Source organism: Sodalis sp. RH22 (genome assembly GCF_047324165.1).
Taxonomy (GTDB): domain Bacteria; phylum Pseudomonadota; class Gammaproteobacteria; order Enterobacterales; family Enterobacteriaceae; genus Acerihabitans.
The window spans coordinates 5151976-5169279 of the sequence record NZ_CP178731.1 but is presented as its reverse complement, the minus strand read 5'-3'; the positions used below and the strand labels follow the sequence as shown (position 1 = coordinate 5169279).

15 protein-coding genes are annotated in these 17304 nt (G+C 59.0%); 8 read left to right on the top strand and 7 right to left on the bottom strand.

Annotated elements, in window-relative coordinates:
* Positions 1-317: 317 nt before the first annotated feature.
* Genes ACL2XN_RS23485 through ACL2XN_RS23475 form a run of 3 tightly spaced genes read left to right on the top strand, consistent with a single transcriptional unit; the run spans position 318 to position 4481 of the window.
* Positions 318-1949 carry an MFS transporter gene (locus ACL2XN_RS23485; RefSeq protein ID WP_413729575.1) on the top strand — a complete coding sequence of 544 codons (1632 nt, stop codon included), beginning with the start codon at positions 318-320 and terminating at the stop codon, positions 1947-1949.
* Between the two features lie 10 nt (positions 1950-1959).
* Complete coding sequence (locus tag ACL2XN_RS23480; RefSeq protein ID WP_410013828.1) at positions 1960-3069, top strand: HlyD family secretion protein; 1110 nt, start codon at positions 1960-1962, stop codon at positions 3067-3069.
* Positions 3069-4481 (top strand): efflux transporter outer membrane subunit, encoded by a 1413-nt coding sequence (locus ACL2XN_RS23475; RefSeq protein ID WP_410013827.1) that lies wholly within the window; start codon positions 3069-3071, stop codon positions 4479-4481. Before ACL2XN_RS23480 ends, ACL2XN_RS23475 begins: the two co-directional genes overlap by 1 nt.
* A gap of 91 nt (positions 4482-4572) precedes the next feature.
* On the opposite strand, the gene ompC is transcribed toward ACL2XN_RS23475, so the two are convergent.
* The 3 genes from ompC to ACL2XN_RS23460 form a co-directional block, all read right to left on the bottom strand.
* On the bottom strand, positions 4573-5661 hold the full coding sequence (gene ompC / locus ACL2XN_RS23470) for a porin OmpC (protein ID WP_410013826.1): 1089 nt from the start codon (positions 5659-5661) through the stop codon (positions 4573-4575).
* A 124-nt stretch (positions 5662-5785) separates the two neighbouring features.
* The gene (locus ACL2XN_RS23465) at positions 5786-7351 is read right to left on the bottom strand and encodes an MFS transporter (RefSeq protein WP_410013825.1); all 1566 of its coding nucleotides are present in this window, start codon (positions 7349-7351) and stop codon (positions 5786-5788) included.
* Between the two features lie 326 nt (positions 7352-7677).
* Complete coding sequence (locus ACL2XN_RS23460) at positions 7678-8328, bottom strand: TetR/AcrR family transcriptional regulator (protein WP_413721275.1); 651 nt, start codon at positions 8326-8328, stop codon at positions 7678-7680.
* A gap of 127 nt (positions 8329-8455) precedes the next feature.
* Between ACL2XN_RS23460 and ACL2XN_RS23455 the strand changes: the two genes are divergently transcribed.
* Both ACL2XN_RS23455 and ACL2XN_RS23450 read left to right on the top strand, forming a co-directional pair.
* On the top strand, positions 8456-9277 hold the full coding sequence (locus ACL2XN_RS23455; RefSeq protein ID WP_413729574.1) for an alpha/beta fold hydrolase: 822 nt from the start codon (positions 8456-8458) through the stop codon (positions 9275-9277).
* Positions 9278-9304: 27 nt separating this feature from the next.
* Complete coding sequence (locus ACL2XN_RS23450; protein ID WP_413721277.1) at positions 9305-10108, top strand: SDR family oxidoreductase; 804 nt, start codon at positions 9305-9307, stop codon at positions 10106-10108.
* A 66-nt stretch (positions 10109-10174) separates the two neighbouring features.
* On the opposite strand, the gene treA is transcribed toward ACL2XN_RS23450, so the two are convergent.
* Together treA and ACL2XN_RS23440 are read right to left on the bottom strand one after the other, a co-directional pair.
* Positions 10175-11827: an alpha,alpha-trehalase TreA gene (gene treA, locus ACL2XN_RS23445; RefSeq protein ID WP_410013824.1), complete on the bottom strand. Its 1653-nt coding sequence runs from the start codon at positions 11825-11827 to the stop codon at positions 10175-10177.
* A 187-nt stretch (positions 11828-12014) separates the two neighbouring features.
* Positions 12015-12254 carry a hypothetical protein gene (locus ACL2XN_RS23440; protein WP_413729572.1) on the bottom strand — a complete coding sequence of 80 codons (240 nt, stop codon included), beginning with the start codon at positions 12252-12254 and terminating at the stop codon, positions 12015-12017.
* Positions 12255-12318: 64 nt separating this feature from the next.
* Here ACL2XN_RS23440 and fucO point away from each other — a divergent pair, with 64 nt between their 5' ends.
* Positions 12319-13470, top strand: coding sequence for a lactaldehyde reductase (gene fucO / locus ACL2XN_RS23435; protein ID WP_413721278.1), 1152 nt, complete (start codon positions 12319-12321; stop codon positions 13468-13470).
* Positions 13471-14497: 1027 nt separating this feature from the next.
* On the opposite strand, the gene ACL2XN_RS23430 is transcribed toward fucO, so the two are convergent.
* Entirely contained in the window at positions 14498-14698 is a 201-nt protein-coding gene (locus ACL2XN_RS23430) for a hypothetical protein (RefSeq protein WP_410013822.1), read from the bottom strand.
* A gap of 500 nt (positions 14699-15198) precedes the next feature.
* Between ACL2XN_RS23430 and ACL2XN_RS23425 the strand changes: the two genes are divergently transcribed.
* Both ACL2XN_RS23425 and ACL2XN_RS23420 read left to right on the top strand, forming a co-directional pair.
* Positions 15199-15774, top strand: a complete 576-nt coding sequence (locus tag ACL2XN_RS23425) for a S1 family peptidase (protein WP_413729571.1) — start codon at positions 15199-15201, stop codon at positions 15772-15774.
* Between the two features lie 81 nt (positions 15775-15855).
* Positions 15856-16950 (top strand): LacI family DNA-binding transcriptional regulator, encoded by a 1095-nt coding sequence (locus ACL2XN_RS23420; RefSeq protein ID WP_410013820.1) that lies wholly within the window; start codon positions 15856-15858, stop codon positions 16948-16950.
* Between the two features lie 14 nt (positions 16951-16964).
* Here ACL2XN_RS23420 and ACL2XN_RS23415 read toward each other — a convergent pair whose 3' ends face one another.
* Positions 16965-17294, bottom strand: coding sequence for a DHCW motif cupin fold protein (locus ACL2XN_RS23415; protein WP_410013819.1), 330 nt, complete (start codon positions 17292-17294; stop codon positions 16965-16967).
* Positions 17295-17304: the final 10 nt, after the last annotated feature.

Below are 17304 nucleotides of genomic sequence, written 5' to 3'. Positions count from 1 at the left end.
TCAGGGTTATATCGGCATGATGAAGGCAACGCTTGAGTCATTGTCGCGTAAGCGTTGTGACGGCTCGCTCCGATTCGTCAGATACCACACCATTTCGCGCCTATTTTTCTTGTTAAGTATAGACAGCGCCGGCGGAATGCGGCGCAAATGACTCAATGCCGCGGTATTAGACGGCTTCACGAAAAACACCCCGAAATGAAGAAAATCATGCCAGCCCGCTAGGAACCGCCAATATGTCATGCTAGGTTTAATTTGCTATCTAATGATAAGAAATTTTGTTGTTTACTCTCAATCATTCACAACGCGGCCGGAGGACCATGGCAAAAAAAGATCCCTACGCCCCGCGCGAATGGCTGCCGCATGAGAAGCCCGCGCTTCCCGGTTCGCCCTCGACCCCGCTGCACCCCGTGCCAAAACGCATTGCGTACGGCATCGTCGGCGTGCTGGTTTCAATTACCGGCGGGCTGGGCAATGCGTTGGTGACGGCCAACCTGAGCAACCTGCAAGGCACTTTTGGCGCTTACTCCAACGAGATTGCCTGGCTGCCGGCGGTTTATCTGATGACCAATGTGTCGATAAACCTGCTCTTGGTGAAATTTCGCCAGCAGTATGGCCTGCGGGTATTTACCGAAGCCTTTTTGGTGCTGTATGTCTTAGTGGCGTTTTTTCACCTGTTTGTGAACGATCTTAATTCCGCCATCATGGTGCGCGCCGCGCACGGCATGGTGGGCGCGGCGCTGAGTTCGCTGTCGATTTACTACCAAATTCAGGCTTTTCCGGCCAGGCACCGCCTGAAGGGCCTGACCATCGGCATCGGGGCGTCGCAGGTGGCGATTCCGCTGGCGCGGCTGTTCTCCTCGGAACTGCTGGCCCTTAATGAATGGCGTGGCCTTTATCTGTTCGAGCTGGGGCTGGCCCTGCTGTCGCTCGGCGGCGTGCTGTTGCTTAAGCTGCCGCCCAGCGATCGCATCAAGGTGTTTGAGAAAAAAGACTTTCTGACGTTTATACTGCTGGCGCCCGGCATGGGGCTTATCTGCGCGGTGCTTTCCCTTGGCCGCATCGACTGGTGGTTATCCGCGCCCTGGATTGGCGTTTCGCTGGCGCTGGCCGTAGCGCTGATTACCGGCGCCATCCTGGTGGAACGCAACCGCCGCAATCCGTTGCTGAATATCCGCTGGCTCAGCAGCGGCAGTATCGTGCGCCTTGGGCTTATCATGTTGCTGATCCGTATCGTGCTGGCCGAGCAAAACACCGGCGCCATCGGCTACCTGCAGCAAATCGGCCTGCTCAACGATCAGATGCGCGGTTTGTCCCTGGCGATCCTGGCGGGTATTGTGGCCGGCATCGTCATCAGCGCCCTGACGATTAATCCCAAAAATCTCAGCCGCCCTATTATTATCGCTCTCGTGTTGATGACCTTCGCCTCGCTGATGGACGCGCAGTCCAACAGCCTGACGCGACCGGATAATCTGTATATCAGCCAGTTTTTACTCGGTTTCAGCAGCGCCTTTTTCCTGGCCCCGGCGCTGCTGGCCGGCATCGGCGGCGTGGTGGCCGAGCCGCGCAACCTGGTGAGCTTTTCAGTGCTGTTCGGCATGAGCCAGAACCTGGGCGGGCTGCTGGGATCAGCACTGCTCGGCACATTCCAGGTCATACGCGAAAAGTTTCATTCCAGCCAGATAGCAGAGCAGCTAAGCCTGCAAAATCCCCTGGTGGCCGAGCGGGTCGGCAGCTATAGCGCCGCCTATGGCGGCGTGCTTAACGACAGCGATTTGTTAAACGCGCAGGGACTGGCGCAATTACAGGCCGTCGCCACCCGGGAAGCCAATACGCTGGCCTATAACGATGTGTATATGCTGACCGCGGCCATTGCGCTGGCAACGCTGGTCTGGATTTTATGGCGACTGTTCCGGCTGCGGATGCAGGCCCGGCGCCAGGTTAACCATTAATGGAGCAACAATGAGTCAGCAACCCGACGGCCCGGCCACGGCGCCGGAAAAGGAAAAAAGCAGCTATGCCCGTATCCTGACCACCCTGGTGGCGGTGGCGATCGCCATTGTCGGCGTGCTGGTCATCCTCTACGCCTGGCAGTTGCCGCCGTTTACCCGCCAGGTGCAGACCACGGACAATGCGTATGTCCGCGGCCAGGTTACCGTCATCAGCCCGCAGCTCAGCGGCTATATCACCCAGGTCGCGGTACAGGATTTTGCCTGGGTGCGCAAAGGCGATCTCCTGATGACCATTGACGAGCGCATTTACCGGCAACGGGTGCATCAGGCCATGGCGCAGCGGGATATGAAACGGGCCGCGCTGGCCAATAATATTCAGCAACGGCGCAGCAGCGAGGCGGCGATTGCGCGCAACCAGGCGGCGGTGGTCAACGCCCAGGCGCAGGCGGAAAAAGCGCGCCTGGATTTAAAGCGCGTCGAGGACCTGATGTCCGACGGCTCGTTATCCGTGCGCGAGCGCGACGCCTCGCGCGCCAGCTACAGCCAGGCCAGGGCGGATATCGCCCAGGCCACGGCGGCGCTGGAGATGTCCCGGCAGGATTTGCAGACGGTCATCGTCAACCGCGCGTCGCTGGAGGCCGATGTCGCCAGCTCGCAGGCGGCGCTGGAACTGGCGCAGATTGATTTGGCCAATACCCGCATTGTCGCGCCGCGCGATGGGCAATTGGGCCAGATCTCGGTCAGGCAGGGCGCGTATGTCAGCGCCGGCACCCACCTGACGTCGCTGGTGCCCGAGCAGATGTGGGTGATCGCCAATATGAAGGAAACGCAAATGGCCGCCATCCGGCTGGGACAACCGGTCAGTATCCGGGTGGATGCGCTGGACTACGCCAGCCTTAGCGGCGAGGTGGAAAATATTTCGCCCGCCGCCGGGTCGGAATTCAGCGCCATTACGGCGGATAACGCCACCGGCAACTTTGTCAAAATCGCCCAGCGCATCCCGGTGCGGATAAAAATCCACGATGATGGCCCTCTTTACCGGCGGTTGCGTCCAGGCATGTCGGTGGAAGTCAGCATCAATACCCTGAATGCCGAAAACCAGCAAGGCGAGGTACGCTGATGCCGGCGAAGCCCCTCCTGCTGCGTTTATCCGCGCCCGGCCTGCTCCTGCTGCTGTGCGCCTGCCACCCTGGGCGCGAGCCGGCGGCGCAGTCCAGCCTGCTTATCCCGGCGCAGTGGCGCGAAAAGGTGGGCCCGGCGGCGCCGGTGGAGGCGCGCTGGTGGCGGGAATTTAACGATCCGGTATTAAGCCGGCTGGTTGAACAGGCTCTGCGCAATAATACCGATATCCTCACCGCCCGCGCCCGGGTTGACGAATATCGCGCCCGGCTGCGCGCGGCCAACGGCGATCGCCTGCCGTCGCTGGACGCCGGCGTCGACGGCACCCGCGCCCGGGTGCTGTCGTCGGCCACCGGCCTGCCGGTCTATAGCACGGTTTACCAGGGCACGCTGCAGGCGGGTTATGACGTGGATCTCTGGGGACGGCGGTCCGCTACCGCCGCCGCCGCGCGCGCAAGCCTGGAAGCGCAGCAGGCGGCCGCGGCGGCGGCCATGCTGACGGTGGCATCGTCCGTCGCCTCGGGATACCTGACGCTGTACGCGCTGGACCGGCAACTGGCGTTAACCCGCGCCACCCTGGAATCACGGCGCAATTCGCTGAAACTGGCGCGCAGGCAGTTTGAAACCGGCTATTCATCGCGGCTGGAATACGTGCAGGCGCAGGCGGAATACCAGGCCGCCAGCGCCCAGATACCGCAGCTGTCGCATCAGATAACGGAACAGGAAAACGCGCTGAGCATTCTCTTGGGCGCTAATCCCGGCGCCATCCCGCGCGGCGACGATGCCGGCCGGCTGCGCCCCCTGCCCTTGCCCACCCTGCTGCCCTCGGAGCTGATGCGACGGCGTCCCGATATCATCCAGGCCGAACGGCAGCTGATTGCCGCCGACGCGACGCTAAGCTCCGCCCGCGCCGCTTTGCTGCCCTCGCTTAATCTGACCGCCTCCGGCACCCTGCAGGACAATGCCCTGGAAAAGCTTATCGATAATCCTTTCCGGCTGTGGAGCATCGGCGGCAGCGTACTGGCGCCGCTGCTCAACCGCGAGGCCCTGAACGCCCAGGTGGATATCAGCGCCGCCACCCGCAACCAGGCCCTCTACAATTACGAAAAAGTGGTGCGATCGGCGTTCAGCGAAGTGAACAATAGTCTGGACGCCATCACGCGGCTAGAGGAACAGCTGACGGAAACCCGGCGGCAGGAGGACGTGGTAAGCGAGGCGTTGCGCATCGCCCATAATCGCTACCGCAACGGCTACGCGTCTTACCTGGAAGAACTGGATGCCCAGCGTACCCTGTTCGCTACCCAGGTCAGCGTAATACAGTTGCGCAACAACGTGCTGCTGGCGCAAATTGATCTTTACCGTTCCCTTGGGGGCGGCTGGCGGGTGGACGGCGATAACCTGGAGCCGCGCTAGGGCAGAAGTGAATGCGGTTCGCCGCCTGAGGAAAGACTCGCGGCGCGCGCGGCGTTGGCCCATCGCTTTGGGCCAACGCCTAACTGATTAATCAGAAATAATAAATCAGCGCCACCGCCAGCACATCGTCGGTATTGATACCGCTGTTTTTGGTGAAGTCGTTATTTTTCAGTAAATTGACTTTGTAGATAACGTCCGTGGACATGCGTTTATTGAAGAAATAAGCGCCGCCGACGGCCAGGTATTTCAGCGTATCCTGATTACCATAGCCTTCGATATCCTTACTGCGGGTTTGCAAATAACTGACGATCGGCGCCAGGCCGTTGGTGAATTGATATTGCGCCAACAGTTCCACCACCTGGGCCCGGTTGGCAAAACCATACACGCTGTGGCTGCTGCTGCCGAACGGCGTCGCGTTATAGGTTTCGGTATAGGTGGCCGCCAGGTAGATCTGGTGGGCGTCATATTTCAGGGCACCGCGATAGGCGTCGGCTTTATCGCCATGGCCGTAGGCCAGGTTATTTTGTCCCTCGGTTCGATCGGACGTGGCAAACGTAGCGCCGGCGCTGATACCCGCGCCAAAGTCATAAATCAGCGCCGCGCCGTAGCCTTCGCCGTTCTGGCGCAGGGCATCGCGGCCGTTATTGGTTTCGGTGGCGCTGCCGTTCTTGCCCTGGTACTGGGCGGTGAGCTTCAGGCCGTCGATCAGGACGTTATTGCGATAGGTCAGCAGGTTGCTTGTACGTTTAAACATAAAATTGTCAATGCCGTAAGCGTCGCCGCCAAATTCGGGGATCACATCGGTCCAGGCGCCCAGATCGTACAGTACCCCGAAGTTACGCCCGTAATCCACCGACCCGTACTGCTGGGTGCGCAGGCCGGCGAACCCGAGGCGGGTGACGCTGGTGCTGGTGCTGCTTTCCGCCTGGTTGGCGTTGACCTGGTATTCCCACTGGCCGTAACCCGTCAGGGACGAATTAATCTCGGTCTGGCCGCGAAAGCCAAAACGGAAATAGGTTTGATCGCCATCGATGCCCGGATTATCGCTAAACATATGCAGCGTATCGACCTTGCCATACAGATCGAGCTTGTTGCCGTCTTTATTGACAATCTCGGCCGCGTTGCCGTTGCCGGCAATAAAAACCAACGGTAAAACCCACCACAGAACAGAAGATTTCATTTTATTCCAACCCTCAATTAATTAATTTAAAATAAAATTCAAATAGTGAATTGCTGTGTTACGTCCATATTTATCCCTTGGCCGGTGCGGCCAATTATTGTTTATGGCTTTTCTTTTTCAGCGTTTAAACGGCATGCTCCTGCGGTACGGCTTTTTCCGGCGCGCCTTTATGGCGGTTAAGGTAGCCGATGTTGTTATTGCCCCACAGCGATTCGTATTTCATGCCGGTCAGCGTCTCCACGGTGGCCCGTGCCTCCGGCGTGATCTGCTGCGGCAGCGGATGATTGGCCGCGCGCATTTTTTGCGTTTCCAGCTGCAGGATGCGGTGGGTTTTCAGGTTCAGCTTAAAGCGCAGGGAAATAATGAAACCCGCGGTCAGCACCAGCACCGTGCCGATGCACAGGATGGCCAGGATGGCGTGGCTTACCTGCGGCAACTGCACTTTCTGCCCGGAAACGAACCCCGACAGCTGCAGGAACACCCCCACCAGCATTACCGCCCCGGCCTGGGACGCCTTGCGCGTCAGCGTCATGATGCCGGCGAAGATGCCCTCGCGCCGCTGGGCGGTGATCGCCTCGTCCACATCGGCGATATAGGTGTAGATATTCCAGGGCACATAGTTGATGCCGCCCCGGCCAAGGCCGGCCACGGCCGATACCAGCAGCAGCAGCGAGAACGTGTCGCTCAGGCCGGCGTAGTACAGCACGCCGTAGGAGAGCGCGCTCAGGCCGAACAGGGTGACCACCAGCCGGTAGGACGGCGCCGGTCCGAAGCGGATGCACAGCGGGATCATGCCGATCACCGCCACGAACTGCAGGATCGCCATCACCCCCATCAGGTTGGAGGCCACGGTGGCGCTTTGCATCAGCACGAACACCACATAATAGGTAAACACCGCGTTGAACACGTCCTGGGCGATGTAGCCGCCGAGGTACAGGCCCAGATGCTGGCGAAAGATGCGCACGCGCAGCGTGGAGGACAGTTCGATATGCAGGCGCCGCAGGCTTTGTCCCAGGGTCAGCTGCTGTTTTTCACGCTCAAGCTTTAATACCGCCTCCGATTTCAGCGCCGCCGGCCGCTCCCAGGTAAACAGGTAGACCAGGGTCAGCACCAGCGCGCAGATCACCGCGAACACCACGCTGGCGTAGAAAAAGGAAATGGCGTTGTCCTTGCCGAAATGCGACAGCAGGATGCCGGGCAAAAAGGCGGCCAGGATGGCGGACAGCTGCGCCAGGGCGATGCGCGCGCCGGAGAACTTGGATTTTTGTTTAAAATCGTCGGTCATTTCCGGCACCAGGGTTTCGTAGGGCACCAGGATCATGGTGTAGACCACGTCGAACAGCAGATAGGTCAGCAGGTAATAACCGTAGCCCATGCCGCCGACCCACATCAGGCAGTAGCTGAACACGCAGGGAATGCCGAGCAGGATAAAAAACTTACGGCGGCCGAAGCGCTTACCCAGCCAGGTGCCGCCGAAGTTATCGGTCAGGTAGCCCATCAGCGGGCTGACCACGGCGTCCAGCACCCGGGCGCAGGCAAAGATAAAGGTGGCCTCGATGGGCGAGAGGCCGCAAAACGTGGTGTAGAAATAAAGCAGCCAGGCGGCGGTCAGGGCGGTGGTGCCCGCGCCCAGGAAATCGCCGGAGCCATAAGCCAGGTATTGCGGTAAACCTATGGAACGTATTTTCATTGCTGTGATGTCCAGGATTGTATCTGGTTAGACAAAGGTTGAAGAACACTTGAATCTGCCGGTTATAACGCGGTTCAAGATAGAACCAACCAACAATGAAAACCTTTCTGCGGTTGCCAGAACGTTGCGTCCAGTGGCAGAAAAACGAAGAGAATAACGATCGAGGTCAAAGATATAAAAAAATAGTTTATTTTTAATAAAACATCATTTTATTTAACGGCAATGGGAATAACGGCGGCGCGGCGCCCTTTATTCCGCGGGCATCCAGGCCGCCGGGTTCCTGCCCGCCGCCTGGATGTGGCGGCGAACCGCCGCCGCCCTGCCCGTCAGTTCCCCGTGGACTTAACGTCGTCCCGCCAGCGGTCCAGATAGGCCATGACCGCCCGCAGGGCTTCGTTTCGCACCGCGTTATTGATGCGGCCGTCTTGGACATAGCCGAACTTCAGGCAAGCGAAGCCAATTTCAACGGCGAGGGTCGCAACGTCGGGCGACGCCGGCAATGCCGGCAGTTCGCCCAAGCGCGCGGCCGTGTCGCGCAACAAGCGTCCGATTGATGCGTTCTTGACGGCATGGGCGGCACGGTCGGTATCGCTAAAAGAACCATTCAGCAACAGCACGCTCGCCACCGGATGGGCGTTGTAATACTCCACGCAAATATCTATCACTCTGCGCACCCACGCGCTAAGCGTACGGGCGCGGGCGGCGTCCGAATCCGCGATGGCGTCGGCAAGGCGGCGCATATGGATCTGCGAGATATGCGCGAACAGTGCGTACTTATCAGGAAAGAAGGGATAGATGCTGGCCCTAGGTACTTCCGCCAGGGCAGCAAGGGCGGGGATCGAGGTTTTTTCCGGGCCCAGTTGCTCGAGCATGCGCTCCGCCGCCTCGATGACCCGGGTCATGCGTTCCAGCGACCGTTCCTGCACGGGACGGCGCGTTCGTTTTTCCTTGGGGGGACTTGCATCAAAATCAGACATATGTTAGATTTACAAAAAGTGACAGATGTTGGATATTAGCAGATTTCACTAAGGATGACCACGCCCTACGTCAAACCGGTACGTATGCGGGCAAAACGCTTTCTTGAACATCCAGACGGGAGAGGCCATGACAGCCGTAAACGGGGAGATCTATATCCATGTCGAGGAACAGGGCAAAAGCGACCCGACGCTTATCTTCCTGCATTATTGGGGCGGGTCGTCCCGAACCTGGCGCCACGTCATCGCCGCCCTGGCAAACGCCTGGCGCACTCTCGCCGTCGATTTGCGCGGTTGGGGTTTGTCGGATGCGCCGCGGGAGGATTATGCGCTGGCCGATTTCGCCGATGACGTTGAACGGGTGATCAGGGCGCGTGGTTTGTCGGATTTCGTGCTGGTTGGGCACTCCATGGGCGGTAAGATCGCTCAATTGATCGCGTCGCGCCAGCCGGAGGGACTGGCCGGGCTGGTGCTGGTCGCTCCTTCGCCACCCACGCCGCTCGGGTTGCCGCCCGAGATGCTCGTCGGCATGGAGGCGGCGTACGCGTCCGCGGCCTCGGTTGCCGCCACCATCGACCAGGTGCTTACGGCAAAGCCTCTCACCGAAGGCCAGCGGCGTCAGGTTATCGAAGACAGTCTGCGCGGCGGCGCGGCGGCAAAAATCGCCTGGCCGCGCCACTCCAGCCAAGAGGACATTTCGGCCGCGGTAAGCGCGATTACGGTGCCGGTCCTGGTCATTGCGGGTGAATGCGATCGGGTCGACAGCGTCTCCACGCTCGAGACGGAACTGCTACCGCGTATCCCCCAGGCCAGGATGCGCGTGCTGGCGGGCACCGGACATCTATCCCCCCTGGAATCGCCCGGGGAAATCGCCGCATTGATCAGAACCTTTATTTCAGCATTGCCCAAAAACGCCATCTCGGCGCGCGTCAGACAAGCGTCACAACCCTAACCACCTGCAAAGTAAGGACCTCATAATATGTACAAGACCATTCTTATTACCGGCGCCGGCTCCGGTTTCGGCGAAGCGGCCGCCATCGGCTTGGCGCGCAACGGCCACCAGGTTATCGCCACCGTGCAATGCTCGCCGCAGGTAACGCCGTTGCGCGAAAAAGCCAAGGCTCTGGGACTAGCCAATCTGCGGGTGGAAAAGCTTGATCTCCTCGACGCGCATGACATGGCCTACGCCCAAAGCTTCGACATCGACGTGCTTTGGAATAATGCAGGCATGGGCGAGGGCGGTCCGGTTTTCGAAATTCCGCTCGATCTCGTTCGCCATAACTACGAGGTCAACGTTTTTCTTCCGCTCGCGCTGACGCAAAGCTTCGTCAAAAAGTGGATCAGGCAGAACAAGCACGCAAAGGTTGTCTTCACCTCATCGATGAGCGGGCTGTTCTCACCCGCCAATTGGGGCGTTTACGCTTCGACCAAGCATGCGCTGGAATCCATTGCCGAGGCGATGCAGCAGGAATTGGCCGGGCACGGCATCAAAGTCCAGACCATCAATCCAGGCGCCTATTATACCGGTTTTAACGAGACCATGGCCGATACGGCCTTCCGCTGGCTCGACGACACAAACAATATTACCCGGCGAGCCGACCTGCGCGCGCAGTTCGACGAGGCGCTGGCATCGCCATTTGGCCATCTCGATGCGCGGGAAATGATTGATCGCATGATTGAAATCGTCCCCGCCGACAACGGAAAATTCCGTAACGTGGTGCCCCAGGCGGTGGAGGATATGCTGAAAGCTCAACAACTGGCGGCCTGGGACAATCAGATCTGAAAAAACCCCAAGGCGGCGCTTCGGTCGCGCCACCTTCCCCGCCGGCTTGCAGGGAACCGGGCGTTATCAGGCGCCGACGGCGGCGGCCGGTTCCAGCGTGGCCTCAGCCTGGCTGGCGGTATCCGTATAGTCCGGCATCTTGTCGTTATACATATCCAGCAGCTTAAGGGTGACGCCGTTGGTCCAGCCAAAACCGTCCTGCAGCGGATACTCGCCGCCCCCGCCTCCGCCGAGGCCGCTGCCTTCCACCACGTATTTCTCCACCAGCTTATGCTGATTGTTGAACAGCCGCTGCACGTTGCCCAGGAAACGGGTGGCAATATCTTCCGCCAGCTCGTCAAGACCATAATTGCGCAACCCCTCCACCGCGACCCATTGCAGCGGCGCCCAGCCGTTCGGCGCGTCCCATTGCTGGCCGGAAACATTGGTGGTGGTAATCAGCCCGCCCTGTTTGAGCAGCTGATCGCGTATCGTCTGGGCGGTGCGGGTGGCGCGCTCCAGCGGCGCTACCTTGTTATACAAGGGGAAAACCATGGCGGCGGTCAGCTGATCGCGCAGCTTATCCTGGCGCCAGTCGAAGTCGGCGTAATACCCGCCCTCCTCGTTCCACAGGTGCAGGTTAATCGCCTGCTTACGGCGCTCCGCCCGCTGGCTGTAATAGCTGGCGGCATCATGGTTGCCGCTCAGCAGGCTGGCCTTGGCGAGCGTCTGCTCCAGATGGAAGAGCAGCGCGTTCAGATCCACCGGCAGGATGGACGTCGTGCGGATAGACGACAGCGCCAGCGGATCATCGAACCAGCGCGAGCTGAAATCCCACCCCGATGCCGCCCCAGCCCGCAGGTCCCGGTATACTTCCCCCGCCGGGCGATCCGTGGCCTCGCTGGCGGTCACGATATCGTCCATATAGGACTCGGTGCGCGGCGTATCCAGATCGTCCCAATAACGATTTAGCAGCGCGCCGTCTTTCATGCGCACCACCCGTTCGGCGGCGGCGCCGTTCTCCAGCGCGTCGCCTCCCTCCATCCAGTACTGGTATTCTTTTTTCAGCTGCGGCAAATAGTTTTGATAGATGCCGTCCCCTTCCCTGCTCGCCAGCAAATCCACCATCAGGGCAAAAAACGGCGGCTGCGAGCGGCTCAGGTAATAACTGCGGTTACCGTTGGGAATGCGCCCATAGGTATCGATTTCATGGGAGAAATTATCGGTCATATCCACCACCAGCTCCCACTTATCGCATTCGGCCAGGCCGAGCATGGTAAAATAACTGTCCCAATAATAGACTTCGCGAAAGCGTCCGCCCGGCACGACGTAGTCCTTCGGCAGCGGCAGCAGCGAATCATAGGGCCTCACGGTGGAGGTATTGCGGGTCAGCACCGGCCACAGGGTGGTGATATGCTCGCGCAGGGTTTGCCCGTTAGGCGGCACATATTTCACCCGGTCGGTGGGGAATATAAAATTTTTCTCGACAAACGTCCGCAATTTGAAGTTCTTGCGCCGCTTTTTCGCCTGATAATCGGATAATATGGCCGCCGGGGTACGGCGCGGCACCGCATCGGCAAAGGTCTTCTGATCGGAAAATAATTTTGCCGTCTGCACATCGATGTACAACTGCCCCAGTAAGGCATCCGGTCCCTGGCGTACGTTGATATTATATTTATTTTTTTTTGCCAGCGCCGTTGAAAAAACCCGGCCTGACGCGGTACCCAGCGACATGCCCATGGTTAGAAATCTTCTCCAGGCCCACCTGAAAGAGCGTGTAATCATAGGTTAACTCTCCATTTTTATACGCCATCCGGCTAAACTGGCCACGGTCAGCCTTAGCATAACCCGTAGCTGATTTATAACTATAGCCACTCACGCCATAAGCTGGGGCCGGGGAGGCAAATTAGCCGGTGAAATTAGCTGGTTAGCCCGTTTCACGGCCATATTCGGAATTATCGTAACGCCCAGGCGTCCACCGCCGCTTAAACCGGCCGCCGCGCGCGCGCGGGAACACCCCCACCCCGCCAATAACAGGATAATTACATTCGCTCCCGGCATTTAGCATTAATAACAAAGCCAATATATTTCCAGGTGAAAAATATTTCATTATTCCTGATGCTTTTTTTAATTCACCGTTAATGTGAAGTGAAGCATTTAATAACACTTGTCGTCCACGACCGCAGGTGAAAATATTAACTTACCCTCCGCTATAACAAAGGTTATTTATTATGGCTAATAGAATGATCCTTAATCAAACCTCTTATTTCGGTAAAGGCGCCATCACCCATATCATTGACGAAGCGCGCACCCGCGGCTACCACAAAGCCCTGGTGGTTACCGACAAAGATCTCATCCGCTTTGAAGTGGCCACCCGCGTAACCGATCTCCTTAAACATGCCGGACTGCCCTTCCAGATTTATGATGAGGTGGTGGCGAACCCCACCATAGAGATAGTCCATAAAGGCGTTGCCGCTTTTAAGGCCGCCGGGGCGGATTATCTGATAGCCATTGGCGGCGGGTCGCCGCAGGATACCTGCAAGGCCATCGGCATTATCATCAATAATCCCGAATTTGCCGATGTCCGCAGCCTGGAAGGCGTCGCGGCCACCAAAAAACCCTGTGTGCCGATCCTGGCGGTGCCCACCACCGCCGGCACCGCTGCCGAGGTCACCATCAATTATGTTATCACCGATCGGGAAAACCGGCGCAAATTTGTCTGTGTTGATCCGCATGATATTCCGCTGGTGGCGATTATCGACCCCGATATGATGGCCAGCATGCCCGCCAGCCTGAAAGCCGCCACCGGCATTGACGCCCTGACCCATGCCATAGAAGGCTATACCACCCTCGCGGCGTGGGAACTCACCGATATGTTCCATCTCAAGGCCATAGAAATCATTGCGCGGTCCCTGCGTGATTCCGTACAAGGCAACGCGCGTGGCGTAGAGGATATGGCGCTGGGTCAATATGTCGCCGGCATGGGATTTTCCAATGTCGGCCTTGGGCTGGTGCATGGCATGGCACATCCGCTGGGCGCGTTTTATGATACGCCGCATGGGGTGGCGAACGCGGTACTGCTGCCCACCATCATGGCCTATAACGCGGCGCACACCGGGGAAAAATTCCGCCATATCGCCGTGGCGATGGGCGTTGAAGCGGCGAAGACCATGGATATCGCCCAGGCGCGCGCCGCCGCCATCAATGCGGTCAAACAGCTGTGTCATGATGTGGGCATTCCCGCGTCGCTGCGGGATCTGGGCGTGAAAAAAGAAGATATCGCGCAACTGGCCAAAGCGGCCTTCGCGGATGTTTGCACCGGCGGCAATCCCCGCGCCGCCTCGATTGCCGATATTGAACAACTGTATCAAGCGATTTTCTAACCGCGCCTGAAACCGCCTCCCGCCAACACTTATCTCAAAGCAGACGTGTTCAAGGGCGAGCGTGCCAATGGGGTTGAATCGGGCGTGCTTTTCCGCCCGACCGAGGCCCCATGGCACGGTATGCCCGCCAACGCCGAACTCAACGCAGACGTGTTCAAGGGAGAGCGTGCCGATGGGGTCGAATCGGGCGTGGTTTCCCCGCCCGACCGAGGCCCCATGGCGCGGTATGCCCGCCAACGCCGAACTCAACGCAGACGTGTTCAAGGGAGAGCGTGCCGATGGGGTCGAATCGGGCGTGCTTTTCCCGCCCGACCGAGCGCCCCATGGCACGGTATGCCCGCCAACACCGAACTCAATGCAGACGTGTTAAAGGGAGACCGTGCCAATGGGGTTGAATCGGGCGTGCTTTTCCCGCCCGACCGAGCGCCCCATGGCACGGTAGGCCCGCCAACACCGAACTCAACGCAGACGTGTTAAAGGGAGACCGTGCCAATGGGGTCGAATCGGGCGTGCTTTTCCCGCCCGACCGAGCGCCCCATGGCACGGTATGCCCGCCAACACCGAACTCAATGCAGACGTGTTAAAGGGAGACCGTGCCAATGGGGTTGAATCGGGCGTGCTTTTCCCGCCCGACCGAGCGCCCCATGGCACGGTAGGCCCGCCAACACCGAACTCAACGCAGACGTGTTAAAGGGAGACCGTGCCAATGGGGTTGAATCGGGCGTGCTTTTCCCGCCCGACCGAGGCCCCATGGCGCGGTATGCCCGCCAACACCCATCTCAAAGCAGACATGTTCAAGGGAGAGCGTGCCGATGGGGTCGAATCGGGCGTGCTTTTCCCGCCCGACCGAGCGCCCCATGGCACGGTAGGCCCGCCAACACCGAACTCAATGCAGACGAGTTAAAGGGAGAGCGTGCCAATGGGGTCGAATCGGGCGTGGTGTTCCCGCCCGACCGAGGCCCCATGGCGCGGTATGCCCGCCAACACTGAACTCAACGCAGACGTGTGCAAGGGAAAATACGGCAGGCTAGATCCGCTGCGCGTGATCAGAATGGATCCGGTATTCCATATCGCTCACCCGCTGCCAAACGTCGGCCGGGATATACACCGGCATATTCTCGCAGCCCATGGCGCTAAACAGGGCGTCCGTCTCGGATCCGGTAAACATATCGCTGACCGGCTCTTCAGGCTGGGTGACAAACAGACGCTTTAAACGATCGACAATCATCTCGATTCTCCTGGCTGTGGACAAGAAGCCTGACCTTCCAGGGCCGGTTAACCCTGAAACGCTACCCTACCGACTGTATATGACAGTTGTACTGTTATAACCATAAATCACCACCGCGTGAAAGCACTTTTTCACCTAATCTTATACCCCATAAGGCAATACCGCTCCCCCAGACGCCGCCGCTCGCGCCTCTGCGGATAAACCCGCTCGCCGCGCGCGAATGTAACACATCCCATTTGATGAAGGAGGATATAGGAAAAGTGATCAAAGCATAATAAATAATCGTCAAAAAAAAACCATACTCCTATTACATCCACGCCCTTAACAATGTATTATAACGATAATTATTTTATAGTGATTTAATTACCCATCACCCTGATGTGATTCGGTATCCTTCCCCGCCAGAAATAGAGTTACTTCACCTGTAAAATAGAAGCACCATATCAATTATTAAGCAAATTTAATTATTTATATCAATATATATTGCAACAGGATTAATTATGATAAAACACCCCATTCTGCTATTAGCGGCGTTATTTTTATTGACCGGCTGCTCGTACGGAAAATATAGCTTTGATAAAGACACCCGCGCTAAAGCCGATATGCGTTTTATCGGCATCCCGGCGCTGGCCGGAGCGGTCGGCACCAGCTTTCCCATCGGCGACGGCTACAGCCTCACCGCCAGGCATGTGGCCAAAATCATGATAATGGACGTGGTGGCCTACCACGAGGTCTGTGATATCGCCCTGATCCGCGCCGGCAAGGGCCGGGTGGATTTTCGCCCGGCGGTGGCCGGTGAAAATGTACGCATGTACGGTTATTCGGCGCTGAGCACGCTGCCGGTATCATCGCGCGGCATTGCCTCCTACCAGGATCATTACGACGGCTGTCCCGCCTTCGCCTCCACCTCCGGCGTGGTCCAGGGCATGAGCGGCGGGCCGGTATACGGCGATGACGACGCGGTGGTGGGCGTGGTGATAGCCTATAATAAACGCCTGGGCGTATCGGTGTTTTTCCCCTGGCAGTCCATCGGCACCTGGGTGGAAGAAAAGCGCGCGACACACCGCACGGCATAATCGCCCCGGCGGGTCGCTTTGATTTGCTCGTATCCCCGCGCCGTTGTAGCATTGTCGGCGTTCTCCTTGCCGAGCCATATCATGCCCAAGCCTAAAAACCCCCGCCCCGTCACCGCGCGCTCCACCCACGGCGTAACCCTCTTTGATGTGGCTAAACTCGCCGGCGTGGCGCCAATTACCGTCTCCCGAGTGATGAACCAGCCCAATCAGGTCAAGGACGCCACCCGGCTCAAGGTACTGCGGGTGATCGAAGAAACCGGCTACGTACGCAACCAGATCGCTGGTTCGCTGGCGTCCAATCGCACGCGCCTGGTGGCGGTGGTCGTGCCCATGCTCACCAACCCGATATTCGCCGACACCTTCCAGGCCATCGCCGCCAGGCTGGCGCAGGCAAATTACCAGGTATTGCTGGGCATTTCCGGCTATCAGGCCGCCCAGGAGCAGGAACTGCTGGAAGTGGTGCTCAGCCGCCGCCCCGACGGCATTATCCTCACCGGCACCATCCATACCGAGGTCAGCCGCAAACGCCTGCGCGCCACCGGCATCCCGGTGGTGGAAACCTGGGACATGACCGACGATCCCATTGATATGCTGGTGGGGTTTTCCCATGAGACCATAGGCCAGCGTGAAGCGCAGCACCTGCTGGCGCAGGGCTACCGCGATTTTGCCCTGATTGAGGTAGACGACCCGCGCGGCATGCGGCGCAGCAACAGTTTTATCCGCCAGCTGGCCCAGCAGGGCATCGCCCCGCTCGACCGCCAGACGTTCCACGGTTTGCCCACTCTGGAACAGGGGCGGCAAGGCCTGGTAAACCTACTGCATCTGCTGCAACGCCCGGCGGCGGCCCAGGCCGCATCCGCCGGGATACGACGGCCGCTTATCCTGGTGTGCACCTCGGATACCCTGGCGCACGGCGTCTTGACCGAGGCCGCCAGCCGGGGGATCGCCATACCCGGCCACATCGCGGTCATGGGGTTCGGCGATATGAATTTTGCCGCCCATACCTTTCCGGCGCTGTCGACGGTTAAAATCGACGGCGCGTATATCGGCCAGCGCGCGGCGGCGGCCTTGCTCGAGCGGTTAAAAGACCCCAACGGCGCACCGCCCGTGGCTATGGATGTCGGTTTTACGCTGGTGGATCGGGATAGCACCGGTCCGCTGATTGACGCGCGATAACGCGGCCCGCGCCGTCAGTCGACGATAAACAGGGTGGCGCCCCGGTCGGTATAGGACCGGTGCGCTTCCGCATTATCCGCCACCTGGTAACTGCTGCCCGGCGTCAGCGTAAAAATACGCCCGTCCGCCAGTTCGGTATGCAACTCGCCGGTGAGGCATAACAGGATATGCCCTTTGACACACCAGTGATCGGCCAGGTAACCGGCGGAATATTCCACCATACGCACGCGGATATCGCCGAAATGACAGGTACGCCAGAGGGCTTCCCCGCGCGCGCCGGCATGGCGCGTGGGGTCCACGCGCGACCAATCCGTGGTGCCGAAGGGAATCTCTTTTATCTGCATGTCGTCAAGT

Excerpts from the sequence above, each read along its gene's own strand:
- fucO (WP_413721278.1), top strand. The coding sequence starts at position 12,319 with ATGGCTAATAGAATGATCCTTAATCAAACCTCTTATTTCGGTAAAGGC.
- ACL2XN_RS23465 (WP_410013825.1), bottom strand. The coding sequence starts at position 7,351 with ATGAAAATACGTTCCATAGGTTTACCGCAATACCTGGCTTATGGCTCC.
- ACL2XN_RS23450 (WP_413721277.1), top strand. The coding sequence starts at position 9,305 with ATGTACAAGACCATTCTTATTACCGGCGCCGGCTCCGGTTTCGGCGAA.
- ACL2XN_RS23485 (WP_413729575.1), top strand. The coding sequence starts at position 318 with ATGGCAAAAAAAGATCCCTACGCCCCGCGCGAATGGCTGCCGCATGAG.
- ACL2XN_RS23425 (WP_413729571.1), top strand. The coding sequence starts at position 15,199 with ATGATAAAACACCCCATTCTGCTATTAGCGGCGTTATTTTTATTGACC.
- ACL2XN_RS23415 (WP_410013819.1), bottom strand. The coding sequence starts at position 17,294 with ATGCAGATAAAAGAGATTCCCTTCGGCACCACGGATTGGTCGCGCGTG.
- ompC (WP_410013826.1), bottom strand. The coding sequence starts at position 5,661 with ATGAAATCTTCTGTTCTGTGGTGGGTTTTACCGTTGGTTTTTATTGCC.
- treA (WP_410013824.1), bottom strand. The coding sequence starts at position 11,827 with ATGGGCATGTCGCTGGGTACCGCGTCAGGCCGGGTTTTTTCAACGGCG.
- ACL2XN_RS23455 (WP_413729574.1), top strand. The coding sequence starts at position 8,456 with ATGACAGCCGTAAACGGGGAGATCTATATCCATGTCGAGGAACAGGGC.
- ACL2XN_RS23460 (WP_413721275.1), bottom strand. The coding sequence starts at position 8,328 with ATGTCTGATTTTGATGCAAGTCCCCCCAAGGAAAAACGAACGCGCCGT.
- ACL2XN_RS23480 (WP_410013828.1), top strand. The coding sequence starts at position 1,960 with ATGAGTCAGCAACCCGACGGCCCGGCCACGGCGCCGGAAAAGGAAAAA.
- ACL2XN_RS23475 (WP_410013827.1), top strand. The coding sequence starts at position 3,069 with ATGCCGGCGAAGCCCCTCCTGCTGCGTTTATCCGCGCCCGGCCTGCTC.
- ACL2XN_RS23420 (WP_410013820.1), top strand. The coding sequence starts at position 15,856 with ATGCCCAAGCCTAAAAACCCCCGCCCCGTCACCGCGCGCTCCACCCAC.
- ACL2XN_RS23430 (WP_410013822.1), bottom strand. The coding sequence starts at position 14,698 with ATGATTGTCGATCGTTTAAAGCGTCTGTTTGTCACCCAGCCTGAAGAG.